The sequence below is a fragment of the Arthrobacter sp. PAMC 25486 genome (assembly GCF_000785535.1).
In the GTDB taxonomy this organism is placed as follows: Bacteria; Actinomycetota; Actinomycetes; order Actinomycetales; family Micrococcaceae; genus Specibacter.
This window is the reverse complement of the sequence record NZ_CP007595.1, coordinates 725,873-749,404: the sequence shown is the minus strand read 5'-3', so window position 1 is coordinate 749,404 and position 23,532 is coordinate 725,873. Positions and strand designations below refer to the sequence as shown.

Annotated in this window: 20 protein-coding genes; 12 read left to right on the top strand and 8 right to left on the bottom strand. The window is 65.2% G+C overall.

Going from position 1 to position 23,532, the window contains the following annotated elements; genetic code table 11:
• The first annotated feature begins 76 nt into the window (after nucleotides 1-76).
• Both art_RS03570 and art_RS22850 read left to right on the top strand, forming a co-directional pair.
• The gene (locus tag art_RS03570) at nucleotides 77-379 is read left to right on the top strand and encodes a hypothetical protein (protein ID WP_038462524.1); all 303 of its coding nucleotides are present in this window, start codon (nucleotides 77-79) and stop codon (nucleotides 377-379) included.
• A gap of 213 nt (nucleotides 380-592) precedes the next feature.
• The gene (locus art_RS22850) at nucleotides 593-1,228 is read left to right on the top strand and encodes a DUF805 domain-containing protein (protein ID WP_052135961.1); all 636 of its coding nucleotides are present in this window, start codon (nucleotides 593-595) and stop codon (nucleotides 1,226-1,228) included.
• Nucleotides 1,229-1,280: 52 nt separating this feature from the next.
• On the opposite strand, the gene art_RS03560 is transcribed toward art_RS22850, so the two are convergent.
• On the bottom strand, nucleotides 1,281-2,000 hold the full coding sequence (locus art_RS03560) for a YigZ family protein (RefSeq protein WP_038462523.1): 720 nt from the start codon (nucleotides 1,998-2,000) through the stop codon (nucleotides 1,281-1,283).
• An 87-nt stretch (nucleotides 2,001-2,087) separates the two neighbouring features.
• Between art_RS03560 and art_RS03555 the strand changes: the two genes are divergently transcribed.
• Genes art_RS03555 through coaE form a run of 3 tightly spaced genes read left to right on the top strand, consistent with a single transcriptional unit; the run spans nucleotide 2,088 to nucleotide 7,703 of the window.
• Entirely contained in the window at nucleotides 2,088-5,252 is a 3,165-nt protein-coding gene (locus art_RS03555; protein WP_052135960.1) for an AAA family ATPase, read from the top strand.
• A gap of 51 nt (nucleotides 5,253-5,303) precedes the next feature.
• Nucleotides 5,304-6,731 carry an FAD-binding oxidoreductase gene (locus art_RS03550; RefSeq protein ID WP_052135959.1) on the top strand — a complete coding sequence of 476 codons (1,428 nt, stop codon included), beginning with the start codon at nucleotides 5,304-5,306 and terminating at the stop codon, nucleotides 6,729-6,731.
• Between the two features lie 48 nt (nucleotides 6,732-6,779).
• Nucleotides 6,780-7,703 carry a dephospho-CoA kinase gene (gene coaE / locus art_RS03545; RefSeq protein ID WP_052135958.1) on the top strand — a complete coding sequence of 308 codons (924 nt, stop codon included), beginning with the start codon at nucleotides 6,780-6,782 and terminating at the stop codon, nucleotides 7,701-7,703.
• Nucleotides 7,704-7,771: 68 nt separating this feature from the next.
• On the opposite strand, the gene art_RS20790 is transcribed toward coaE, so the two are convergent.
• Nucleotides 7,772-8,275, bottom strand: a complete 504-nt coding sequence (locus tag art_RS20790) for a hypothetical protein (protein WP_052135957.1) — start codon at nucleotides 8,273-8,275, stop codon at nucleotides 7,772-7,774.
• A 159-nt stretch (nucleotides 8,276-8,434) separates the two neighbouring features.
• Between art_RS20790 and uvrB the strand changes: the two genes are divergently transcribed.
• On the top strand, nucleotides 8,435-10,519 hold the full coding sequence (uvrB, locus tag art_RS03535; protein ID WP_038462522.1) for an excinuclease ABC subunit UvrB: 2,085 nt from the start codon (nucleotides 8,435-8,437) through the stop codon (nucleotides 10,517-10,519).
• A gap of 100 nt (nucleotides 10,520-10,619) precedes the next feature.
• Nucleotides 10,620-11,612 carry an aldo/keto reductase family oxidoreductase gene (locus art_RS03530; protein WP_301537951.1) on the top strand — a complete coding sequence of 331 codons (993 nt, stop codon included), beginning with the start codon at nucleotides 10,620-10,622 and terminating at the stop codon, nucleotides 11,610-11,612.
• A 51-nt stretch (nucleotides 11,613-11,663) separates the two neighbouring features.
• Here the strand turns inward: art_RS03530 and art_RS03525 are convergent, their stop codons facing one another.
• The 3 genes from art_RS03525 to art_RS03515 are packed head-to-tail and all read right to left on the bottom strand — an operon-like array spanning nucleotide 11,664 to nucleotide 16,018.
• Nucleotides 11,664-12,947 (bottom strand): alpha/beta fold hydrolase, encoded by a 1,284-nt coding sequence (locus tag art_RS03525; protein WP_038462520.1) that lies wholly within the window; start codon nucleotides 12,945-12,947, stop codon nucleotides 11,664-11,666.
• Complete coding sequence (locus art_RS03520; protein ID WP_038462519.1) at nucleotides 12,944-13,456, bottom strand: GNAT family N-acetyltransferase; 513 nt, start codon at nucleotides 13,454-13,456, stop codon at nucleotides 12,944-12,946. Before art_RS03520 ends, art_RS03525 begins: the two co-directional genes overlap by 4 nt.
• A 21-nt stretch (nucleotides 13,457-13,477) precedes the next feature.
• A complete protein-coding gene (locus art_RS03515; RefSeq protein ID WP_038468516.1) occupies nucleotides 13,478-16,018 on the bottom strand; it encodes an RNA helicase in 2,541 nt (846 codons plus the stop codon).
• Nucleotides 16,019-16,080: 62 nt separating this feature from the next.
• On the opposite strand from art_RS03515, the gene art_RS03510 reads away from it, so the two are divergent.
• Nucleotides 16,081-16,944, top strand: coding sequence for a trans-aconitate 2-methyltransferase (locus art_RS03510; RefSeq protein WP_038462518.1), 864 nt, complete (start codon nucleotides 16,081-16,083; stop codon nucleotides 16,942-16,944).
• Nucleotides 16,941-17,642: a PIG-L deacetylase family protein gene (locus art_RS03505; protein WP_038462517.1), complete on the top strand. Its 702-nt coding sequence runs from the start codon at nucleotides 16,941-16,943 to the stop codon at nucleotides 17,640-17,642. The genes art_RS03510 and art_RS03505 overlap by 4 nt, the downstream gene beginning before the upstream one ends.
• Here art_RS03505 and art_RS03500 read toward each other — a convergent pair.
• The 3 genes from art_RS03500 to art_RS03495 all read right to left on the bottom strand — a co-directional run bounded on the left by art_RS03500 (nucleotide 17,633) and on the right by art_RS03495 (nucleotide 19,060).
• Nucleotides 17,633-18,427 carry a HipA domain-containing protein gene (locus tag art_RS03500; protein ID WP_052135956.1) on the bottom strand — a complete coding sequence of 265 codons (795 nt, stop codon included), beginning with the start codon at nucleotides 18,425-18,427 and terminating at the stop codon, nucleotides 17,633-17,635. The genes art_RS03505 and art_RS03500 overlap by 10 nt on opposite strands.
• A complete protein-coding gene (locus art_RS20785; protein WP_052135955.1) occupies nucleotides 18,376-18,714 on the bottom strand; it encodes a HipA N-terminal domain-containing protein in 339 nt (112 codons plus the stop codon). The genes art_RS03500 and art_RS20785 overlap by 52 nt, the downstream gene beginning before the upstream one ends.
• A 127-nt stretch (nucleotides 18,715-18,841) precedes the next feature.
• Nucleotides 18,842-19,060: a helix-turn-helix domain-containing protein gene (locus tag art_RS03495; RefSeq protein WP_038462516.1), complete on the bottom strand. Its 219-nt coding sequence runs from the start codon at nucleotides 19,058-19,060 to the stop codon at nucleotides 18,842-18,844.
• 330 nt (nucleotides 19,061-19,390) lie between these two features.
• Here art_RS03495 and art_RS03490 point away from each other — a divergent pair, with 330 nt between their 5' ends.
• The 3 genes from art_RS03490 to art_RS03480 are packed head-to-tail and all read left to right on the top strand — an operon-like array spanning nucleotide 19,391 to nucleotide 23,462.
• Nucleotides 19,391-21,151 carry an ABC transporter ATP-binding protein gene (locus art_RS03490; RefSeq protein WP_038462515.1) on the top strand — a complete coding sequence of 587 codons (1,761 nt, stop codon included), beginning with the start codon at nucleotides 19,391-19,393 and terminating at the stop codon, nucleotides 21,149-21,151.
• The gene (locus tag art_RS03485) at nucleotides 21,148-23,079 is read left to right on the top strand and encodes an ABC transporter ATP-binding protein (RefSeq protein ID WP_038462514.1); all 1,932 of its coding nucleotides are present in this window, start codon (nucleotides 21,148-21,150) and stop codon (nucleotides 23,077-23,079) included. The genes art_RS03490 and art_RS03485 overlap by 4 nt, the downstream gene beginning before the upstream one ends.
• Nucleotides 23,076-23,462, top strand: a complete 387-nt coding sequence (locus tag art_RS03480; protein ID WP_253901460.1) for a GntR family transcriptional regulator — start codon at nucleotides 23,076-23,078, stop codon at nucleotides 23,460-23,462. The genes art_RS03485 and art_RS03480 overlap by 4 nt, the downstream gene beginning before the upstream one ends.
• Nucleotides 23,463-23,532 lie beyond the last annotated feature (70 nt).

The window sequence follows — 23,532 nt, the reverse complement described above, 5'->3', positions numbered from 1 at the left end:
TCGGGTGGGGGACCCGTTCCCTTTTAATCCGCACCACTTGATCCGCACAACCTTGCACCGCAAACAGGAGCAACCCATGTCCATTGATAACTGGCTGAAGGTCACCCGGCCCGACGACGGCGAGACGGTTGGCTATCTTGCACCCCTGGCAGCCGACTACTCGCTGCTGCAGCCCCGCACCCTGCTCGGTCACGCGCTGGGCACGGCAACGGATTTCCTGGACGGTGAGGAGCGACTGGCCGCACATGGCATCTCCGAGCTGGCCGAACGGTGGCAGTTGCAGGACGCCCCCCCCTTGAGTTGCGTTCCGGTGTCTGTATCCTTGAGGTTTCACCCGACGGCATTGTGGTGGCCCAGGCCGAGCTGGTCAAGGCCCTGATTCCCAGTGAACGTGTCACGGTGCCGTGGCCCGACGTGGTGGAGCGTCTTACCAAGTACGACGGCGGCCCGCACCTTATGCGGTCCGCCCACCCCGCGCCGGTCCCCGAAACCCGCTGACCAAACCCGCTGGCGAATCCCGCTGAGGAATCCCTATTGTCGGTGCCGCCCGATATGATCTCTGTAGTAGACAATTCCAAGGGGGAACCACCCAATGTCCTATCCGGAACAAAATCCGCAGGAACCCAAGGTGCTGCCGGGTTATTTCAGCCCCGCAGCGGCACCACCCCAGGCCGAACAGGCACCGGCCGCTCCAGCGGCGCCGCCGTACCCGCCTGTTCCGCAGCCCGAGGCGCAGTACCAGCCGGCGTACCTGTTCGGCAACGTCCAGCCCAACGGGCAGCCGCAGCAGTACGGGCAGCAGCAGGGCCAGCCCAGTGCACTGTCCCAGCCTCTCTACCCGGCCTCATTCCTGGAGTCCATGGGCCGCTTCTACGGCAAGTACGCCACATTCAGTGGCAGGGCGAGCCGCAGCGAGTTCTGGTGGGTCCAGTTGTTCATGGCGGGGCTGTTCTTCGTCGGTGCCATGTTCAACGCCGTGACCGGTGCCGACTGGGTTGCGGGAGTGTATGTGATGTTCGTGCTCGGCAGCATCGTGCCCTACATTGCCCTGACCTTCCGTCGGCTGCACGATGCCAACTTCAGCGGTGCCCTGGGTGCACTGTGGCTGGTGCCGTATGTGGGATTCCTGATCGTGGGCATCCTGGCGCTCATGCCCAGCAACCCGCAGGGCACCCGATTTGAGAAGGTCCTTGTGAGACCGGCACCTTACGGGCAGCAGCGATACTAGCCGGGCACTGTCCGGACGGTCCGGCCACGATGGCACTGTCAAGACGATGGCGTCAGGACACCGCGCGCAGTCGCGTGTCAACCCACTCGGTGCCGGCCGCGGCCAGTGTGCAGCGGCCGGCCGTGAGTGAGGCCAGCCGTTCCCCGGCGGCGGTGATCGCGTGTTCGTTGTCGGGGAGGGCCAGCCCCACCTGGGTGTTGACGGCATCGTAGTCATTGCCGGTCATGACGTATCCAGAGCTGCGCAGCTCATTTTCCAGCCGCCCGGCCTCCGCATGCGGCACCGCAACAACGAAACGCTGCAGCCTGTCCCGGCGCACGAGCGGCGCGGCGTCCAGGGCCGCACTGACGGATTCCGAGTAGGCCCGCACCAGTCCACCCGCCCCCAGTAGGATGCCGCCAAAATAACGCACGACGACGGCGCACACGTCACTGAGGTCAGCGGCCCCTCCCGCTGTGAGGGCTGCGGGACGAGTTTCGCGTTTCAAGAGTGCGTCCAGCATCGGGATCCCGGCCGTGCCTGATGGCTCGCCGTCGTCATTGGAGCGCTGCACCCCGCGGTCCGGGCCGATCACGAAGGCCGAGCAGTGGTGCCGTGCGTCGTAGAATTCCTTCCGCAGCTCAGTCACGAGTTTGCGTGCGGTCGCTGCCTCCTCGACCCGGCGCAGCACCGTGATGAAACGGGAGCGTTTGATGGTGAGCTCGTGGCGGAAATCGGGCCCGGCGGCGAGTGCGGTGTACGTGTTGGGGCCGGGCGTCGCTTGGGAAATCATCACGCTGCAATCCTATCCGCGCATGCGGGCCGGTGGGATAATTGTGTGGTTCGCGATGGTCCTCCAAATGCCGAGAGGCGGCGTCCTGTGTTGCGGCTCTACTTTTTGGGCGAGCAGCGTGTCAGCGAAGAAGCGGCGTCGGATGCGCCGTCACTCCTTGTTGGCCGTGCCCTGGAAATTTTGGCCGCCCTGGTGGTGAATGCCGGCAGGCCGCAGGAGCGCGAACGGCTCGCCGGTCTCTTGTGGCCCGAGTCCAGCGACCGGCAGGCCAGGACGAATTTGCGACGGGAACTGCACGGCCTGAGGCAGCTGCCCGGCGTCGCCGGCTGCATCCACATGGACGGCACGGCGCTTGTCTGGCGGGACGGGCCGGGCTGCAGCGCCGACCTGCGCGACTTTCGTAGCAACAGCGAGCTGGCCATGCACTCCGGGAGGAACGGGGAACGCGGCGGACTGCTGCACCACGGCTTCCTCGCCATCAATTCCTACACCGGAGACTTGCTGCCGGGGCTTTACTCCGAGTGGGTCCTGGCTGCCCGCGAGTCACTGCACCGCGAGTGCGTGGAGCTCTGCGACCTGGTGTCCGCAGCTGGTGCCGTAGTGGAACCGGGTCGCGCCCAGGCGGCGGCACGCCGTCGCCTGCAGCTGGAACCGCTGGAAGAAGCGGGCTACCAAAAACTCATGGAGCTGCAATCGGCGGCGGGGGATGCCGCAGCTGCCGTGCGAACCTATCACCGGTGCTCGGCCACACTCGAACAGGAACTGGGCGTGGCGCCCGGACCGCGCACGCGCGCGCTGGCCCGCAGCCTCCTGGGTTTCATCCCGGTGCCGAGGCCCGCAGGCGGCCGGGCCGTCATGACCCTGCTGCCCGGTGTCCGGACAACACGCCCCGTCGGGAGGGAGGACCAGCTTTCGCAACTTCAGCAGCGGTGGGAGCGTGCCTGCGCCGGCAATCCCGGGCTGGTGCTGGTCACTGGCGATGCCGGTGTCGGCAAGACCCGCCTGCTGGCAACACTGTTGGCCGCGGCAACTGCCGGGAACGCCGTCACCGCGTACGCCCGCTGCTTCGACGGGGCCGGCAGCGTCCCGTTGTCCCCGGTTGCGTCATGGCTGGGGAACGCACCCTTCCGGACTTTCGACGGCGGAGGTGCCTCTCGCCGGCGCGGTGACGCCGGCGGCCCGGCACCGGGGCGCAGCGCCGGTTCCTCCTCCGAGGGCAACGCCGGCGTGGTGGCGGAACCCCAGGTGCCCCACTACTGGGCAGGGGCGGCCCTGGCCGATGCATGGCGGCGCCGGGCCTTCCATGAGGACCTCGCCCGGACCGTCCTGGCCCCGTCGCGGCCCACCCTCCTGATCTTGGACGACCTGCAGTGGTGCGACGAGGAAACGCTGGACTGGCTCGCGGTGCTGTTCGCGCTGGCCGCGGACGCACCTGTGCTGGTCGCGGCCGCGGCACGGGTTGACGAGCCTGCGGCCAACACCGGACCGGCAGATTCCCTGAACGCCTTGCGCAACGGGGGGTGGGTCCAGGAATTGGCGCTCCCTCCCCTGAATGCCACACACACCGCCGAACTGGCTGCGTCCATACTTGACAGGGACCTGTCAGAAGACGAGGTGGCCCTGCTGCACGCCGCGACCGGGGGCTACCCGCTCCATGTTGTTGAGACGGCACGGGGCATGGGCGGCGCCACCCTGACTGAGGTGCTCGCCGGTGGTGCAGCTGGGGCAGGAGTGCTGAGCCGCCGCTTTGAGCAATGTTCCCCGCAGGCACGGGACGCAGCCTCTCTGGCGTCGGCGATTGGCCGTGGGTTTAACCTCGGCACGCTGGCACTTGCCTGGCCCGGCAGTGAACAATCCCTGGTGCGCGCCGTCGATGAGTTGTGGCGCCGGCGCATCCTGAGGGAGCAGCATGGCGGCTACGACTTCAGCCACGACCTGCTGCGCGACTGCGCCTATGGCCTGGTCTCGCCGCCGCAGCGCTGGCTGCTCCACAAGGCACTGGCCCGCGCACTGGAAGCCCAGCACCCCGACAACAGGGACGCCGTGGCGGCCCAGCTGGCGGAACATTACTGCAGGGCCGGGGACGCTGACAAGGCGGTGGCATATTTTGTCCAGGCCGGGGACGCCGCGACACGCATGTTCGCCAATGCCCGGGCCGTTGCCAATTATCAGGCCGCCCTGAACCTGCTCGCGGTGCAAGACCACCCTGAGTCCACCTCGAACAGAGAACTGGACGTACTGCTGCACCTGCCCCAACCGCTGACAGCACTGCGCGGCTATTCGTCGCCAAAACTGCGCAAGACCTTGGAGCGCATCGTTGAACTGGCCGAGGCGGCGGGCCGTCCCCGGGTGGTGGCCTCCGCCCTCATCGGCCTTTTCGCCGCCGCGTTCGTGCAAGGCCATACGCAGGAGGCCCATATGCTCGCCACCCGGGCACTGGGGCTCGCCCACACCGTCCCCGAGCTCGAGGGACAGGCAAATTTTGCCGTCGCCGGTGCCGCGACAAGCCTGGGTCGCAACGATGAGGCCCTGGTGCATTTCAGGCTCGCGTTTGGCCAGACGCCCGATGGCCAGTCATACATCCTCGGCACCCGCATCGAGGTGCATGCCCGGGCCTGGGCCGCCCATGCGCATTGGCTGGCAGGGGACGACGACCTCGCCCTCGACTGCTCAGCGGAGGCTGTGGATCGCGCCACCAGGGCCGGGCACCCCTACAGCCTGGCAGTGGCGCTTGCCTTCCGGGCCGTGCTGCTGCAGTTGCGCACGGACCGCGGGGACGGTGCGGCAGGGGAGAGGGAGCGCATTGCCATCCTTGCTGCGGAACTCGAGGAGCTGTGCGCGCGCCACAACTTTGCTTACTACGGGCATTGGGGAACCATCCTGCGGGGCTGGGCCATTGGCGGGCGGGAGGGTGTTGATGCGATTCGGGTAGGAATCGGGCGGCTGCAGGCCTCCCAGGCCTTTGCGCGCATGCCGTACTGGCACAGCCTGCTGGCGCAGGCCCTGCTCGAGTGCGGCCGCCGGGAGGAGGCCGTGGCCGTGTTCAACGGTGCCGAATCCGCTGCCATCCAGCGCGACGACCTGTGGTGGCTGCCGGAGATCCTGCGACAGCGCGCGCTGCTGGCAAATCCTGCTGCCGCCAGAATTCTGCTGGACCGGGCAGAGTTGCTGGCCGTGGCACAGCAGAGCCCCATGCTGGCCGCACGAGTGCGCAACACGGCGGCGAACGCGAGGCGAACGCCGCGGTCCTAGCGTTGTTCCCACAGGCGGCAATCCGGCCGCCCCTACTAAGGAGCAGCAACCATGTCACTGAAGGATTATTCGGCCCCTCAACCGCGGGCTGCAGACATTGGCGGGCTGGCCGCCACCCTTGACGGGCCGCTCATCACGGCCGAAGATGCCGGCTACGACGAGGCCCGTGCCGTGTACAACGGCATGATCGACCGGAGGCCCTTCGCCATTGCACGGTGTGCCAACGCAGCCGATGTTGCCGGCTGCATCCGGTTCGCCACCGAAGAGGGCCTGGAGCTTGCCGTGCGCGGCGGCGGCCACAACGCCGGAGGGTTCGGTGTGTGGGACGGCGCGCTCGTCATCGACCTGTCGGCCATGCGCAGCGTCGATGTCGACGCCGAGGCACACACCGTCCGGGTCGACGGCGGCTGCACCTGGGGCGACGTTGACGGAGCCACGGTGCCCTACGGCATGGCCACGCCGTCGGGATTCATGGCCTCAACAGGCGTTGGCGGCTTGGCACTGGGCGGCGGCGTCGGCTACCTGTCGCGGCGGTACGGACTGACCGTGGACAGCCTGCTCAGCGCCGATGTGGTGCTGGCCGACGGCACGCTCGTAACCGCGGACCCCACCAGCCACCCGGACCTGTTCTGGGGATTGCGCGGCGGCGGCGGCAACTTTGGCGTGGTGGTTTCCTTCCGCTTCGCCTGCCACGACGTGGGAGAGCACGGGACGGTGGTGGGCGGGCCCGTGCTGTACGACCTGGCCGATGCACCCGAGGTGATGCGGTGGTACAGGGAACTGCTGCCCACTCTTCCAGAGGAACTCAGCGGCTGGATCGGGCTGCTCACCATTCCTCCCGCCGCGCCGTTCCCCGAGGAGCTGTGGGGGAGGAAGGCGTGCGCCATTGTCTGGTGCTACACCGGTCCGGCGGACAAGGCGGCCGCGGTCATGGCGCCTGTGAGGGACTTCGGTTCGCCGCTGCTTGTTGGGCTGGCCCCCATGCCCTTCTCCGCCCTGCAGCAGGCTTTTGACGGGCTGTACCCGGCCGGGCTGCAGTGGTATTGGAAGGCCGACATGTTCACCGAAATCAGTGACGCCGCCATCGACGTACACGCCAAGTACGGGGCGCTGCTGCCCACGGGGCACTCGACCATGCATCTTTACCCGATTGACGGGGCAGCGATGCGTGTCGATGCCGCCGCCACGGCATTCCCGTACCGCGGCGGCGGCTGGGCGGGGACCATTGTGGGCGTCGACCCCGACCCCGCCAATACCGGCGCCATCACGGAGTGGGCCAAGGCCTACTGGGACGAGCTGCACCCAACCTCGGCAGGGGGAGTGTACGTGAACTTCCTGGGACAGGAGGGCGATGACCGCGTCCGCAGCGCCTACGGAGCCAACTATGACCGCCTGGCCAGGGTGAAGGCACAGTACGACCCGCACAACGTGTTCCACATCAACCAAAATATTCCCCCGGCCGGCACCCCGACCGGCTGACCCACGGATCCAACCGGCACCGGGCCGGGTGCTGGATAGGATGGAGGCATGCTTTCCCTTGGACTGACCGGCGGCATCGCGGCTGGCAAATCACTGTTGGCCGCCCGTTTCCGTGAGCTGGGCGCGGTGCTCATCGACGCTGACCAGCTGGCCCGCGATGTGGTGGCTCCGGGCACGCCCGGGCTTGGCGCCGTTGTGCAGCATTTTGGTGCAGGGGTGCTCCTGCCTGACGGCTCCTTGGACCGCCCCAAACTCGGCGCGATCGTGTTTGGCGACGCCGCTGCCAGGGAGGCACTCAACGGAATCGTCCACCCCTTGGTGCGCGCCGCCGCCCATGATGTGAAGGCTGGCGCCGGCTCCGGCAGTATCGTTGTCCAGGACATTCCGCTCCTCGTCGAAACGGGGCAGGGCGCCAACTTCCACTTCGTGGTGGTGGTGCAGGCGTCAGAGGAAACGCGCCTGGCCCGGATGATGCGGGACAGGGGCATGAGCGAGACGGATGCGCGTGCCCGACTGGCCGCCCAGGCCACGGATGCCGAACGTGCCGCGGCGGCGGACGTGCTCATCATCAACGATGGCACGCCGGAGGAAGCCCTGGCCGAACTGGATGAACTGTGGCACACGCGCCTGCTGCCGTTCGCCGCCAACCTGGCAGCAGGCGTCCCGGCGGCCCGGGCGGCTGCTGATCCCACAAGTCATGGTCGTGAGTGGCAGGCCCAGCCAGCCCGCATCATGGCACGGCTGGCTCGTGCCGCGGGAGATGCCGCCAGCAGCATTGGCGAGGCGGGCGCCGTCGAGCTTCCCGGAGAGCCAACCGGGAGCATCTTGGAGATTCGTTTGAAGGATGCCACCAACCCGTCCACAGTGCTTCCGGGCCTGGCTGAGGCAGGATTTTTCGCAGTTCCCGGGAGCGTGCCGGTGCTGCTGCGGTCGGCCGATCCGGGCCTGGCCGTGAGCGTTCAGCTGCGTTAACCCCAGGCGTTAAACAAAGCAGGCCCGCCCCCTGACGGGAACGGACCAACCCAGTGAAGGCAGTTTACCTACGGTGAGACAGTCGAGCAGGAAAACACTTCACCATTGATGGTGACGGTCTCTGCACCGTTCTGGCAGCCTTCAGCCACCTGGTTCGCCACATCCACGAAGAACACGATCGCGATGATCACGGCGATGATCGTGGCGATAATGGCGACGATGCCGATGATGATACCCACCAGTGCAGGGGTGTTCTTGAAGCCGGCCTTCTTCGACTTCACCTTGCCGATGATGCCCAAGATCAGGCCCACAAGCCCCAGGCCCACAAACGGCAGGATGACGGAGAGGATGCCCAGGGTCTTGCCCGGGTCAACAGCAGGAGCACCGTACGGCGACTGCTGGCCGTAGGGGGCAGGCTGCTGTCCGTAAGGCGCGGGCGGGCCAGCGGGTGCCTGTGCTTCGTAGGCCGGCGGCTGCTGGCCATAAGGTGCCGGCAGGTCAGTGGGAGCCGAAGCGCCGTAGCTCGGAGGAAGCTGCTGGCCGGACGGGTTCTCGGGAGTGTTCGAGGACATGTATGCCTTTCATAAGGTGTTTCGTGATGCGGTAATGATGTTCGCACACCATCTTGGCATGACTTGGGATAAATCACACTGAGGACGCCGCGACGAAAACACGAAGGGTGACGCAGCCCACGTGCCACTCAGCCGCCCAAGAGAGGTAGCGTTAAGCCCATGAGTCTTGCGCAAGAGATCAACCGTGTTGTGGCCCCCTTTGAAGTCATCAGCGAATTCAAGCCTGCCGGCGACCAGCCGGCCGCCATCAAGGAGCTCACCGAACGCATCAACAACGGCGAAAAGGACGTGGTGCTGCTGGGCGCCACAGGTACGGGAAAATCCGCCACCACCGCCTGGTTGATCGAGCAGGTGCAGCGGCCCACCCTTGTCATGGTGCAAAACAAGACCCTTGCAGCGCAGCTGGCCAACGAGTTCAGGGAACTGCTGCCCAACAACGCCGTTGAGTATTTTGTTTCCTACTATGACTACTACCAGCCCGAGGCTTACGTTCCGCAGTCGGACACCTTCATTGAGAAGGACTCCTCGGTCAACGAAGAAGTTGAACGCCTGCGGCACTCCGCCACGAATGCGCTGCTGACCCGGCGCGACGTCATCGTGGTCGCCACCGTGTCCTGCATCTACGGCCTGGGCACGCCGGAAGAATACGTTGCGGGCATGGTCACCCTGACACGCGGGGACCAGATGAACCGCGATGACCTGCTGCGCAAGTTTGTCAGCATGCAGTACACGCGCAATGACATTGACTTCCACCGTGGGACTTTCCGCGTGCGCGGCGACACCGTGGAAATCATCCCCATGTATGAAGAACAGGCCATCCGGGTCGAGTTCTTTGGCGACGAGATCGAGAACATCTACACCCTGCACCCGCTGACGGGGGAGATCATCCGCGAAGAAAACGAGATGTACGTCTTCCCGGCCTCGCACTACGTGGCAGGGCCGGAGCGCATGGCGCGGGCCGTCAAGCAGATTGAGGACGAGCTGGCCAGCCGCACCAAGGAACTTGAGAGCCAAAACAAGCTGCTTGAGGCCCAGCGGTTGCGCATGCGCACCACCTACGATCTTGAAATGATGGAGCAGATGGGCTTCTGCAACGGTATCGAGAACTACTCTCGGCACATTGACGGCCGCGACCAGGGCAGCGCCCCGCACTGCCTGATCGACTACTTCCCGGACGACTTCCTGCTCGTCATCGACGAGTCCCACGTGACGGTTCCGCAGATCGGCGCCATGTATGAGGGTGACATGTCCCGCAAGCGCACCCTCGTGGACCATGGTTTCCGACTGCCCTCCGCCATGGACAACAGGCCGCTGAAGTGGGATGAGTTCCAGGAGCGCATCGGGCAAACCGTCTACCTCTCGGCAACCCCCGGCAAATATGAACTGGGCGTCTCCGACGGCTACGTGCAGCAGATCATCCGCCCCACCGGGCTGATCGACCCCGAAATCATCGTCAAGCCCTCCCAGGACCAGATCAATGACCTGCTGGGGGAGATCCGCAAGCGCACGGAAAAGAACGAACGTGTCCTCGTCACCACACTGACGAAACGCATGTCGGAGGATCTCACCGACTACCTGCTGGGCAACGGCATCAAGGTCCAGTACCTGCATTCCGACGTGGACACCCTGCGCCGCGTTGAACTGCTGCGGGAACTGCGCATGGGAGTCTTTGACGTGCTCGTGGGCATCAACCTGCTGCGTGAGGGCCTCGACCTGCCGGAAGTGTCTCTCGTGAGCATCCTGGACGCGGACAAGGAAGGCTTCCTGCGTTCCTCGACGTCGCTGATCCAGACGATTGGCCGTGCCGCCCGCAACGTCTCAGGCGAGGTGCACATGTATGCGGACAGGGTTACCGCGTCCATGCAATTCGCCATCGACGAGACGAACCGGCGGCGGGAAATCCAGGTCAGCTACAACAAGGACCACGGCATTGACCCGCAGCCTCTGCGCAAGAAGATCGCCGACATCACCGACCAGTTGGCACGGGAGGACGCCGACACGGCAGCCCTGCTCGAGGAGGCCCGGCTGAGGCGCGAAGGCGCCGCAAAGGGCGGCAAAAAGAAGGCCTCCGCCGGCGCCGTGTCCCGCCCGGCTGCCGAGCTGATCTCACTCATTGAGGAACTCACGGCACAGATGCACGGCGCCGCAGCCGACCTCCACTTTGAGCTGGCGGCACGGCTCCGTGACGAAGTGGGCGACCTGAAGAAGGAACTACGCCAAATGCGCGAAGCCGGCCACGCCTGACGACGGGCATTCCAACGCCGCGAAAAAGGACGCCGCCAAAAGCCCGGCACACCGCCTTCGGATCCCGGCGGCGCCGGGCGCGGGTGGCAGAGTTGAGCCCATGACATCGAACCCCACGGCGATAGCAAATCCTCCAGCGACAACCGGCACACCAGCGTCAGGTCGCCTCATCTACGGCTGCATGGGACTGGGCGGCAGCTGGGACGACGCCCCCTACGGAGCCGCCGAGGTGGACCAGGCCGCCGAGGCCATCGAAGCGGCCCGCCACGCCGGCATCACACTCTTTGACCATGCCGACATCTACCGCAAGGGCAAGTCCGAACAGGTCTTTGGCGATGTCCTCGCCGCCACACCAGGGCTGCGCGAACAACTGCTCATCCAGACCAAGTGCGGCATCCGCCAGGCCGGCGACGGGCTCCCCGGCCGCTACGATCTTAGTGCCGGCCACCTCCTTGCCAGTGTCAATGGCAGCCTGCAGCGCCTCCGCACCGACTATGTGGACGTCCTCCTGCTGCACCGCCCCGACCCGCTCATGGACCCTGGAGAAGTTGCCGGCGCTGTCAACCGCCTCATGGGTGAAGGTAAGATTCGTGCCCTGGGCGTGTCCAACATGTCCGCCGCCCAGATCACCCACCTGCAGGACCGCCTGGAAACCCCCGTTGTGGCCAACCAGCTGGACATGAGCCTGGGCAGACGCGCGTGGGTGGAAAGCACGGTGCTCGTCAATCAAGACTCGGAGCACCCCGCCGGCTTCCCGCACGGCACCTTGGAACATGCCGCCGCGCACGGCATCGAACTCCAGGCGTACGGCTCCCTGGCCAAGGGACGCTACTCCGGAAATCCCACGGGCGCCGCGGCCGACAGTGCCACCGCCGGCCTTGTCCAGGCGCTCGCGCAGGGATGGAACACGACGGCGGAAGCCGTGGTGCTGGGTTGGCTCATGCGACACCCGGCGCGCATCTCGCCGGTCATCGGCACCACCAGCCCGGCCCGGATTGCCGCCTGTGCCGACGCCCCGCGCATCGCCGCCGAAATGTCGCGGGAGGCCTGGTATGCGCTGTGGACGCAAGCCCGCGGCGCCGCCCTGCCGTAGCCCGGCTTCGGTGCTGCAGTTTGGGTGTTCAGGCTCGCCGGCACCGGCGGGTCAGGCACGGACCATGTCCAGCAGCTTCGCGAAGATGGCCTCACCGTCGTCGGCAATGCCGTCGTGGTGGAAATCGGCACTCTCCCACACCTGCAGATTTTGGACGGCGGCAGCCGTTGCCAGTGAGATTTCCCGGTCAACATAGATGTCGTCGCTGTAGACCGCGGCGGCCACCGGCACGGTGTTCCGCGACAGCTGCTCCACATCGTAGAGCGCACCCCAACCCTCGGTGCGGGCGGCGATCAGCCCGGCCAGTTCGCGCAGCGGCGCCAGGGCCGGATCCTGCTCGAAATACCAGGGGTACACGGCCTCACCCGTCAGCAGCGGCTCGGCCACGTCGGGGTGGAAGTCCGGGTGCTCGCGCAGCACCCGGGCGGCGGCCCAGTTGCTGGCCTCGCCTTGGACGTAGATGGATTCGTGCATGAGCGCGTACAGCGGGTTGGCCGCCCGGCTGACCTGGGCCGAGACCTGGAACAAGAAGATGTCGGAGAGCCGGTCGCCGTCGGGCGTGGGAACAAAGGCGTCCTCCAGCAGGTAATGCAGGGCGTCAAAGCGGGTGTTGCCGCCCAGAAAGTTGCCCAGCATCTGCACCCGTTCCGGGGTGAGCCGTTCGCCCGTGGGCAGGAACTCGGAGACGGAAACAACATGGCGCATCAGTTTGGTCAGCAGCGCACGGTCACCCGGGTACTTGGCAAAGTACTCGGCGTTGCGCCTGCGCAGACGCTCAAACGTTGCCTGGTACACCTGGTCGGCCGGGCCGGTCAGCGGGCCCAGACCGCCCGTCACCAACGCTTCCTTGACGCCCTCCGGGGCAAAGGACAGGTACGTCAGGGCGCAGAAACCGCCATAGCTCTGACCAAAAAGGCTCCACGGGCCCGCACCCAGCTCGGCCCGAAGCAACTCGGCGTCGGCCACAATGTCATCAGCCCGGAAATGGGCGAGGTAGTCGGCCTGGGCTTCCACGCCACCCACAAGTGGCAGGGTCTGCCGGTTGGCCGGGGTGGAGAGACCCGTGCCGCGCTGATCCAGCATGAGCACCCGGAAGTGCTTGGTGGCCTCCGCCAACCAGCCGCCCAGGCCGGCGGGACGGTTCCCGCGGCCACCCGGTCCGCCCTGCAGGAAGACGAGCCACGGCAGCGAGCCAGCCTCGGTGCGGGCGTCCTCCAGCTCCCGGGCAAAGATTTCAATCGTGGGGCCACCGGGGTTGCCGTGGTCCAGGGGAACGGTGAACCAGTGCTCGCGCATGCGCACGCCGCGGATCACGTAGGAATCTGAGGACCTCATGCCGTTGCCCCCATCTGCGCTTCGGCGGCTGCACCAAATCTCGCCAGCGCGTCACCGTCCAGGCGGTACACGTGCCAGCCGTCCATGGGCTCGGCACCGAACGACTTGTAGAAGTTAATGGACGGCTCATTCCAGTCCAGCACACTCCACTCGAAACGTGCATAACCGCGCTCCACCGCGATCTGTGCCAGTTTCGCCAGCAGCTTCTTGCCATAACCGCCGCCACGGGCTTCGGGCCGCACATACAGGTCTTCAAGGTGGATCCCGTGTGTGCCCTCCCAGGTGGAATAGTTCAGGAACCACAGCGCAAAGCCAACAATGGGCTCGCCGGCAACGGGCGACTCCACCACGTGCGCGAAAATCTGCGGGTTCTCCCCGAAGAGGCCGGCGTGCAGCATCTCCTCGGTGTTCTTGACGGCATCAGGCTCTTTTTCGTAAACAGCAAGGTCGCGGATCATGCCAAGAATGGCGGGGACATCGGCGGGCACGGCGGTGCGAAGCAAACTCATGGAACGAGCTTATCGCGCACCTCACATTCGGCTGAATTCCTTGAAGAGCACGACGGCGGCCCCGGCTTCGTTGGATGCCTCAAGATCCACTGTGGCTGACATATACCAGTCGTGGTTGCCTGCCGGGTCAACGATGGTTTGGCGCACCTCCCACGTTTCCGTGCCGGGGTTGATGTGCAGCAGGGAGGGGCCGCGCGCCGCCGGGCCGGCCTCAATGAATTCATGTTCGTCCCAATACTCATCCAGCGCATCAGCCCAGCGATCGGCATCCCAGCCGTGGTCGCCGTCGAGCATTCCCAAGGCCTCAAAGTCATCATCGGCAGCCAGCTCAACCCGGCGGAACAGCTCATTGCGGACCATGACGCGGAAGGCGCGCGCATTGTCGGTCAGGCGCGGAGGGGCGGGCGGCAGCGCGGTCTCCTCCACGGCCGCGGCGGACTCGTCCCCGGATGTCATCTTCTCCCACTCGTCCAAGAGACTGGAGTCAACCTGGCGGACCAGCTCGCCGAGCCAGGAGATGATGTCCTCGAGGTCCTCTCGCAGCGCATCCTGCGGGACCGTCTGGCGCAGCGCCTTATAGGCGTCGGTCAGGTAGCGCAGCACGATTCCCTCGGAGCGGGCCAGGGAGTAGTACTGGACGTACTCGCCAAAGTTCATGGCCCGCTCGTACATGTCGCGGATGATCGACTTCGGGCTCAGCTCAAAGTCGCCCATCCACGGGGCGGCCTTGCGGTAGACCTCAAAGGCGTCCGAGAGGAGCTCCAGGAGCGGCATGGGGTAGGTGACCTCGTCGAGGATCGCCATGCGCTCGTCATACTCGATGCCTTGCGCCTTCATGTCCGTGATCTTCTCGGTGCGGGCGCGCTTGAGCTGGGCGGAGAGGATCTGGCGCGGCTTTTCCAGGGTCGCCTCGATGACGGAGATGACGTCCAGGGCGTAGCTGGGCGACTCCACATCCAGCAGGTCCAGGGCGGCGAGGGCGAAGGGGGAGAGCGGCTGGTTCAGCGCAAAGTTCATCTGCAGGTGGACCGTGAGTCGGACGGTGCGGCCGTCCGCCTCGAGCTCATTCTCGGGGATGCGCTCCACCACGCCGGCACCCAGCAGCTCCCGGTACATGCCGATGGCCTTGCGGATCAGCGCCCGTTGCTTGGACGGGGATTCGTGGTTTTCGGTCAGCAGCGCCTTGGCCGCCTTGAACGGGTCACCCGGGCGCTCGAGCAGGTTCAGCAGCATGGCGTGGGTGACGGTGAAGCTTGACGTCAGAGGTTCGGGCACGGACTCGGCCAGGCGCGTGAACGTTGGTTCACCCCAGGACACAAAGCCCTGCATGGGTTTCTTCTTGACCACCTGGCGGAGCTTCTTTTGGTCGTCGCCAAACTTCGCCACGGCCTTCGCCATGGACTTGGCGTTTTCAATCACGTGGTCCGGCGCCTGCACAATGACGGTGCCGGCGGTGTCGTAGCCGGCACGGCCCGCACGGCCGGCGATCTGCTGGAACTCGCGCACCTGCAGCACACGGGTGCGGACGCCGTCGTACTTGCTGAGGGCGGTCATGAGGACGGTGCGGATGGGCACGTTGATGCCCACGCCGAGCGTGTCGGTGCCGCAGATGACCTTCAGCAGCCCGGCCTGCGCCAGTTGCTCCACGAGGCGGCGGTACTTGGGCAGCATGCCGGCGTGGTGCACGCCGATGCCGTGGCGGACCAGCCGGTTCAGGGTCTTGCCGAAGCCTGCCGAGAAGCGGAAGCCGGCGATGAGCTCACCAATTTTGTCCTTTTCCTCGCGGCTGCACACGTTGATGCTCATGAGGTTTTGGGCGCGGTCGATGGCCTCGGCCTGGCTGAAGTGCACCACATAGACGGGCACCTGCTTCGTGGCGAGGAGCTCCTCGAGCGTCTCGTGCACGCCCGTCTGCACATAGTAGTAATGCAGCGGGATGGGGCGTTCGCCAGAGGAGACGATGGTGGTGTCCCGATTGGTCAGCTCCGTCAGCTCACGCTCAAAACGGCTGACATCGCCCAACGTGGCGCTCATGAGCAGGAATTGCGATTGCGGCAGTTCCAGCAGCGGCAGCTGCCACGCCCAGCCGCGCTGCGGGTCCGAGTAATAGTGGAACTCGTCCATGATGACGACGCCGACGTCGGCGTGCTCGCCCTCACGCAGCGCAATGTTCGCCAGGATTTCGGCCGTGCAACAGATGATCGGCGCGTCCTGGTTGACGGAGGAGTCGCCGGTGATCATGCCGACGTTTTCGGCACCGAAGATTTCGCACAGGGCAAAGAACTTCTCCGACACGAGCGCCTTGATGGGTGCGGTGTAGTAGCTGGCGGCACCACGGGCCATGGCGTTGAAGTGCGCGGCAATGGCGACGAGGGACTTGCCCGACCCCGTGGGCGTGGACAGGATCACGTTGTTCCCGCCCACCAGCTCGAGGGCGGCTTCCTCCTGCGCCGGATACAACTCCAGCCCCCGGTCAAGGGTCCACTCCAAAAATGCGTCCAAAACGTCGTCGTCGGAGCAGGTTTGCGGATTCAGGGTGGAAAGCTGTTCAAGAAGATTCATGGTCATCCCAGCTTAGGCGCTCAAGGCTGTGGTTGAGGAACGGTGTGTGGCAGGATAACGCCATGGGTGATCAAGCATTTCTCTGGGAACCGGCCAAGTACGTTCAATTCGGTGATTTCCGCAACCGGCCGTTCTTCGACCTGACGTCCCGCATCGGTGCCGCCGCGCCCCGCACCGTGGTGGACCTGGGCTGCGGGCCGGGCAACCTCACGGCCACGCTGGCTGCCAGGTGGCCCTCCGCTGCGGTGCTCGGGATCGACAGTTCGGCGGCCATGGTCGCCGAGGCTGCCCGGCTTTCCTCTCCGCCGCCGCACTCTTCCAAGACGCACGACGCCGAGACGCACGACGCCGGACCTCTCGCGGTTGCCGCACCGCACCAGCCGCCGGGGCTGGCCTTTGCGCTGGCCGACATTGCGGCCTGGGTGCCCGCGCCCGATACCGATGTGGTCATCTCCAACGCAGCGCTGCAATGGGTGCCGGGCCATCGCGAACTCATGGCCGCCTGGTTGGCGGCGCTGCGCCCTGGTGCGTGGCTGGGAGTGCAGGTGCCGGGGAACTTTGGGGCGCCGTCGCACGTCTTGATGCGCGAACTGGCCGAGAGCACCCGGTGGCGCCAGCTGCTGGACGGGGTGCTACGCCATGATGACGCGGTGGGGGAGCCGGCCGATTACCACGAGCTGTTCCTACGCGGCGGGGCACAGGTGGATGTGTGGGAAACCACGTACAGCCAGCTGCTGCCGGGGGAGAACCCGGTGTTGGAATGGGTGCGGGGAACGGGGTTGCGTCCCGTCCTTGCCGCGCTGGGCGGCGGGAGTGCAGAGTTTGAACGCGAGTATTCGGCCCTGCTGGCGGAGGCCTATCCGCGGGGCGACTTTGGCACCATCTTTGAATTTCGACGCATTTTTATGGTGGGAGAAAAACAATGAGTGAGCTTCAGGAATTTCCGCAGGACTGGCAACGAGCGCTCGTTTTGGTGGCGCACCCGGACGACCCCGAGTACGGCATGGCTGCTGCCGTTGCGGAATGGCTCGCGGCGGGGAAGGAGGTCAGCTATGTGCTGGCCACACGGGGCGAGGCCGGGATTGCGGGGTTGGCGCCGGCGGAATCCGCTCCTTTGCGGTCGCAGGAGCAGCGTGACGCCTGTGCCCGTGTGGGCGTCACGGACTTGGTGTTCCTGGACCACCCGGATGGGCGCATTGCGGAGAGTTTGTCCCTGCGGCGCGACTTTGCCCGGGAGATCCGCCGCGTGAAACCGGATCTGGTCCTGACGCTGAACCACCGGGACGAGTGGGGGCCGGGGCGCTGGAACTCCGCCGACCACAGGGCGGTGGGCCGGGCCGTGCTCGACGCCGTGGGCGACGCCGACAACGAATGGATCTTCCCCGAACTGCTCTTGGAAGAAGGGCTGCCGCGGCACAAGACCCGATGGGTGGCTGTCATGTCCCCGCAGCCCACCCACACCCAGACAGTGTCCCCGACCAGCATCGAGCAGGCCGTTGCCTCCTTGGCGGAACACAAGGAATATCTCCGGGCCCTCAGCGATGAGCCCGTGGCGGAGCAGGCCCGGAAGCAAACGGAAATGGTCACGGACGGCGGCAGCGTGGCCTTCGAGCTCTACGGCTGATTCTGGCCGGCACGTGGAGCGTGGTTCCGCGGCATCGCCGATACGGGTTGCCCGTGCTCCAGCGCCACAGGGCCGCCGCTGGAGACTGCTGCGGCTTTCCCGTTGAGCAGGTTTCTGGCCTGATTGGCTACCAGCAGGGGGGGCGCATTGGCAGCCACCCCGGCGGTGTCAATTTCCTCGATGGCGTAGCGGACTTGTTCCAAGGTGTCCTTCAGGACGGCATCGGCCCGGTCCTGGGGGAGCCCCCACGACTGTCCCTCCGCCGCGAGGTCCGCCATGGTCACGGACGGCCGGAAGCGCACCCCATTGACACCTATGGCAAGGTTCTGCCGTCCGTCCGGGGTGAGGACCTGGGGGAGAACGTCGTACAGCGGTGCCAGTTCAATCTGCCCGTTCGGGAGGTGCAGCAGCGAAAAGTTCTTTGCGTGGGCATCCGTGTTACCGACAGCCACATGCAATGCCATGAACGCCAGCAACCGCTCCCGATCATCCTCCCCGCCCCCAAGGACTGTCCGACGTCTGCGGAGCAGTCCGGCAATGTTCGCAAGGGTGGCCCGGAATGGTGGAAAGGATTCGTACTTGGCGTCACCGCCCCACGGCAGACCCAGCGCCTGGGCAGCATCCTCTTGGTGGATCCGGTGGACCGTTCCGGCCGCGTCGACAGATCGGTCGTAGCGTTCAATGACCAACGCCGGGCTGCCGTCGAAATAACGCACGTCGCTGGCAAAGGTTGTCAGCCCGCAGCGGCGGCCAATTTCCAGGCAATATGCTTCAGCATGGAGCATGGCAGCAAATTCTTGCGGGAGCGGCTTGAGGATGTGCGTGGTGGGTGCGCCGTCCACCGCGTCAAACCACTGCCCGCATCGGAGCCCGCCTTGCTGCCCACCTGGAGGGCTCCGGCAACATCCATGCCGGCATACTCGAGCATTTCGTAGAGGTCGGCCGTTCCACACCGGGCCTGCGCCGCCAGATTAACCAGGGCACGGCCCTCGGGGAGCAGTCCGCCAAAGAACGCCGACGCGTCTGCTGCAGTGGAGTGCCTCGGCCCCAGCGGCAGGCTGATGTAAAGCACGGTGGACGCGATCCCAAACCGGGTGTTCCTTCAGTCCCCGATTCAAAAACAACGTCACGGCCCTGGCCCTTCCGCAGCTTCCCCATGAGTGTGCCGTACATGTAAACGGGAAGATGCCCGGCCATTGTCAGCCCACTTCCCGAAAGCTGAGTTCGATGCCCAGATCGGTCAATAACTGGAGGAGCTTGGCGTTGAGAACCTTGGGCCGGCCGGTTTCAAGTTCGGAGAGGTAGCGCTGGCTGACGCCCAGCCGCTGGGCCAGTTCAACCTGGGCGAGGTTGTGGCGTTTGCGCACAGCCATCACCATCAACCCGAGATCGGAAGGGATTTTCATGGTGCCCTGCATGGTCTCCAAATTACCTTTTCGTAGTAGACCGGTGCTTATTACCTTTTCGTAATACTGCCCTCCTTATTCCGTAAACGTAATAGTGGGCTGCCATAACCGCCCCAGCGAGAGTGGTCCGGGCCCATTCTCGCCGCATTTCGACAGGCCAATCCAGCAGCACAAGTCGGGGCGGGTCCGTTCACTGCCCGGGGTGGACAACCGCTGCACAGACCCGCCCGGCCACCCGGCGACTTAGTAAATCCACAGGCGCCAACGCTGCCAAAATAGGGCCGGCGGGGGTACCTTGATAGCTGAACAAACTAATTGTTTCGGGCAACAACAGGAGGCTGTGTGCTGTTTAAACTGATCGCCCGCAATCTGGCGCCGCACAAGGCACCCCTGATTGCCGTGATTGTGCTGCAATTCCTCTCCACGATTGCGTCGCTGTACCTGCCAACGCTCAACGCCGACATCATCGATGACGGCGTCGTCAAGGGCCGGATCGACGTCATCATGAACCTTGGCCTGTGGATGCTGCTCATCACGGCCGGACAGGTGTTGTGCGCCATCACGGCCACCTTCCTTAGCGCCCGGCTGGCCATGGGTGTGGGCCGGTCGATCCGCCGCGACCTGTTCAACAAAGTGGAGACCTTCTCCTCCCAGGAGGTCGGCACCATCGGTGCGCCGTCGCTGATCACCCGCACCACCAACGACGTCCAGCAGGTGCAGATGCTGACCCTGATGTCCTTCACGTTGATGGTCATGGCCCCGATCATGTGCATTGGCGGCATCATTTTGGCCATGGCCCAGGACGTCCCGCTCTCCGGCCTGCTGCTCGTGATCCTGCCCGTCCTCATCGTTGCGATTGGCCTGATTGTGCGAGTCCTGGTCCCCACGTTCCGCAAAGTCCAGCACCAGCTCGACGACATCAACGGCGTGCTGCGCGAGCAAATCACCGGCATCAGCGTCATCCGCGCCTTTGGCCGCAAGGACTACGAGGCAGACCGCTTCGCCACCGCCAACGGCGCCTTGACCGCTTCCCAGTTGCGGGCCGGGCGGCTCATGTCACTCATGTTCCCCACCATCTTCTTCGTGGTCAATGTGACCAGCGTTGGCGTGCTCTGGTTTGGCGGCCAGCGCATCGACGCCGGCGACATGCAGATCGGCGCGCTCACAGCGTTCCTGAGCTACATCATGCAAATCCTGATGTCAGTCATGATGGCGATGTTCATGTTCATGATGATCCCGCGCGCCGCCGTCAGCGCCGAACGCATCACCGAGGTCCTGGAGACCGAGGCCAGTGTGGTTGACGCACCCAATGCGGTCTCCGTGGGCAAGCTCGACGGCGTCCTGCGGGTCAGCGGCGCAGCCTTCAGCTATCCCGGTGCCGAGGACCCGGTCCTGTCCGGCGTCACCTTTAGCGCCGGCCCGGGAAGCACGACGGCGATCATCGGCTCCACCGGCAGTGGCAAGTCAACCCTCGTCAACCTCATACCCCGGCTGTTGGACTCCACCGAGGGCACCATCGAGTTGGGCGGGCACAACATCAAGAACCTTGCCCTGTCCGGCCTGCGCGGCTCCATCGGCCTGGTCCCGCAAAAGGCGTACCTCTTTACCGGCACCGTGGCCAGCAACGTCCGCATGGGCAACCCGGCCGCCACCGATGAACAAGTGTGGGAAGCCCTGGAAACAGCGCAGGCGGCCACCTTTGTGCGTGATATGCCCGGCGGGCTGGCAGCAGCCATTGAGCAGGGCGGCTCAAATGTTTCCGGCGGCCAACGCCAGCGCCTGTGCATCGCCCGGGCCATCGCCGCGAAGCCGTCGGTGTACTTGTTTGACGACAGCTTTTCAGCCCTTGACTACGCCACTGACGCGAAACTGCGTGAGGCCCTGAAGCCCGTCACCCGGGACGCCGCCGTCCTTGTCGTGGCCCAGCGGGTGGGCACCATCAAGGACGCCGACAATATTCTTGTCCTGGATGAGGGGCGCATAGTGGGTCAGGGCACGCACGAAGCGTTGCTGGCGAGCTGCCCCACGTACCAAGAAATTGTTACCTCCCAGCTGAGCAGTGATGAACCGCCCAGCGGCGAAGACCAGGAGAACCCGGCATGAGCATGATGAGGGGCCGCGGCGGGCCGCCGCAAAAAGCCATGTCCTTCGGACCAAGCCTGAAACGCATCTTGGGGCTCATCGCCCCCGACAAGTGGCGCATCACAGCAGTCGTCGTCATGGCCACCATCTCCGTGGGCCTGACGGTTGTTGCACCCAAGATCCTCGGCCACGCCACCGACCTCATTTTCAACGGCGTCGTTGGCAAGATGCTGGCCCAGTTTCCGGCCGGCACCACCAAGGACCAGGCAGTGGCCGCCCTGCGGGCCAGTGGCCAGGGTCAGCTGGCCGACATGCTCTCCGGCATGAATGTGGTGCCAGGCCAGGGACTGGATTTGGCCGCACTGGGTGGGGTCCTGACCCTTGTGCTGTGCCTGTACGTGGCAGCATTCTTCTTCAACTGGTCCCAGGGCTACATGACCACCGGCATTGTGCAGCGGGCCATGTACCGGCTGCGTCGCGACATTGAGGAAAAGCTTGACCGGCTGCCCATGGCCCATTTTCAGCAGGAATCCCGCGGAGACCTGCTCTCGCGCGTCACCAACGACATCGACAACTTCTCCCAGACCCTGAACCAGACACTCACGCAGATTCTTATTGCGGTGCTGACGGTGGGCGGCGTGCTCGGCATGATGTTCTCGATCTCCCCGCTGCTGGCAGGCATCTCACTGCTCACCATTCCCCTTATTGCCGCCATGACGGTCATGATCGCCAAGCGTTCCCAGGTGCAATTTGCCGCCCAGTGGAGGAGCACCGGCGAACTCAACGGGCATGTGGAGGAAATGTTCACGGGACACGAAATCATCAAGGCGTTTGGCCAGCAGCAACAGGCCATCGACAAGTTCGCCGAGTCAAACGATGAGCTGTACACCTCGAGCGCCAAAGCCCAGTTCATTTCCGGCATCATCATGCCAGGCACCAACTTTGTCTCCAACCTGAACTACGTGGTCGTGGCCGTGCTCGGCGGCATCCAGGTGGCGCAGGGCGTCCTCACGATCGGCAGCGTCCAGGCGTTCATCCAGTACTCGCGCCAGTTCAGCCAGCCGCTGTCCCAGATTGCCAGCATGATCAACCTGCTGCAGTCGGGCGTGGCCTCGGCGGAACGCGTTTTTGACCTCATTGACGCGCCCGAGCAGAGCCCCGATCATGTCCCCGCGGCCGTCTTGGCCGAGCCTGCCGGCCGTGTGGTCTTTGACCATGTCAGCTTCGGTTACACGCCCGAGACCCCGCTCATCCAGGACCTGTCCTTCACGGCCGAGCCGGGGGAGACCGTCGCGATCGTGGGGCCCACGGGAGCCGGCAAGACCACCCTGGTGAACCTGCTGATGCGCTTCTACGAGATCGACGGCGGCACCATCACGATCGACGGCGTCAACACAGCCCACCTCACCAGGGAGGACCTGCGCAGCCAGTTCGCCATGGTGCTCCAGGACGCCTGGCTGTTTGGCGGCACCATCAGGGAGAACCTGGCCTACGGCAAGCTGGACGCCACCGAGGCCCAAATTATCGAGGCAGCCGAGGCCACCCACGTCGACCACTTTGTCCGCTCACTTCCCGACGGCTACGAGACGGTGCTGACGGATGACGGCGGCGGGCTGAGCCAGGGGCAGCGCCAGCTCATGACAATTGCCAGGGCCTGGGTCGCCAACCCCGGCATCCTGATCCTGGACGAGGCCACCAGTTCGGTGGATACCAGGACCGAGGTCATGATTCGCCAGGCCATGAACAAGTTGCGGGCCAACCGGACGAGCTTTGTCATCGCCCACCGGCTCTCCACGATCCGTGACGCCGATTTGATCCTGGTCATGGACCAGGGCAGCATCATTGAACAGGGCAGCCACAAAGAACTGTTGGCGCGCAAGGGTTTCTACTACGATCTTTATATGAGCCAATTTGGCGACCCCTTGGTGGAAGAAGTCAGTCAGCTATGAATTCCATGGATGTGTTGAAGCGCCGCTGGCGCTTGGAACCGGAATCAAGCGTGCCACCCTTTGAACAGGTCCGCTTGCGAATTTTGGATCTTGCCGCCTCAGGCGAACTTGCGGTGGGCACCAAGCTGCCCTCGGTTCGCGCCCTCGCCACCGAGCTGGGCGTGGCAGCCAACACGGTGGCCCGCGCCTACCGTGAACTTGAACAAGCCGGAGTGGTCGTGACGGCAGGCCGCAGCGGCACCGCCATAGCCTCCGGCGGGGACCGGCTTGCCGCGAAGGTGGCCGACGCTGCTGAGGCCTTTGCCGCCGTCGTGCGTGATCTGGGTGTGCCGCACGCCCAAGCGCTACGCATCGTCACGGCGGCGCTGGAGCGCGGGCAATAGCCGCGCCCTCCCAAAAAGCGGAGTGCGCGTTCGAACGAAGATTCGATTATACTTTTGATTGACGGCAACG

Bases quoted from the DNA above. Each gene is read 5' to 3' on its own strand.
- art_RS03485 (WP_038462514.1), top strand. From the start codon at position 21,148: ATGAGCATGATGAGGGGCCGCGGCGGGCCGCCGCAAAAAGCCATGTCC.
- art_RS03510 (WP_038462518.1), top strand. From the start codon at position 16,081: ATGGGTGATCAAGCATTTCTCTGGGAACCGGCCAAGTACGTTCAATTC.
- art_RS03550 (WP_052135959.1), top strand. From the start codon at position 5,304: ATGTCACTGAAGGATTATTCGGCCCCTCAACCGCGGGCTGCAGACATT.
- art_RS03570 (WP_038462524.1), top strand. From the start codon at position 77: ATGTCCATTGATAACTGGCTGAAGGTCACCCGGCCCGACGACGGCGAG.
- art_RS22850 (WP_052135961.1), top strand. From the start codon at position 593: ATGTCCTATCCGGAACAAAATCCGCAGGAACCCAAGGTGCTGCCGGGT.
- art_RS20790 (WP_052135957.1), bottom strand. From the start codon at position 8,275: ATGTCCTCGAACACTCCCGAGAACCCGTCCGGCCAGCAGCTTCCTCCG.
- art_RS03525 (WP_038462520.1), bottom strand. From the start codon at position 12,947: ATGAGGTCCTCAGATTCCTACGTGATCCGCGGCGTGCGCATGCGCGAG.
- uvrB (WP_038462522.1), top strand. From the start codon at position 8,435: ATGAGTCTTGCGCAAGAGATCAACCGTGTTGTGGCCCCCTTTGAAGTC.
- art_RS03480 (WP_253901460.1), top strand. From the start codon at position 23,076: ATGAATTCCATGGATGTGTTGAAGCGCCGCTGGCGCTTGGAACCGGAA.
- art_RS03515 (WP_038468516.1), bottom strand. From the start codon at position 16,018: ATGAATCTTCTTGAACAGCTTTCCACCCTGAATCCGCAAACCTGCTCC.
- art_RS03520 (WP_038462519.1), bottom strand. From the start codon at position 13,456: ATGAGTTTGCTTCGCACCGCCGTGCCCGCCGATGTCCCCGCCATTCTT.
- art_RS03495 (WP_038462516.1), bottom strand. From the start codon at position 19,060: ATGCAGGGCACCATGAAAATCCCTTCCGATCTCGGGTTGATGGTGATG.
- art_RS03560 (WP_038462523.1), bottom strand. From the start codon at position 2,000: ATGATTTCCCAAGCGACGCCCGGCCCCAACACGTACACCGCACTCGCC.
- art_RS03505 (WP_038462517.1), top strand. From the start codon at position 16,941: ATGAGTGAGCTTCAGGAATTTCCGCAGGACTGGCAACGAGCGCTCGTT.
- art_RS03500 (WP_052135956.1), bottom strand. From the start codon at position 18,427: ATGCTCCATGCTGAAGCATATTGCCTGGAAATTGGCCGCCGCTGCGGG.
- coaE (WP_052135958.1), top strand. From the start codon at position 6,780: ATGCTTTCCCTTGGACTGACCGGCGGCATCGCGGCTGGCAAATCACTG.
- art_RS03530 (WP_301537951.1), top strand. From the start codon at position 10,620: ATGACATCGAACCCCACGGCGATAGCAAATCCTCCAGCGACAACCGGC.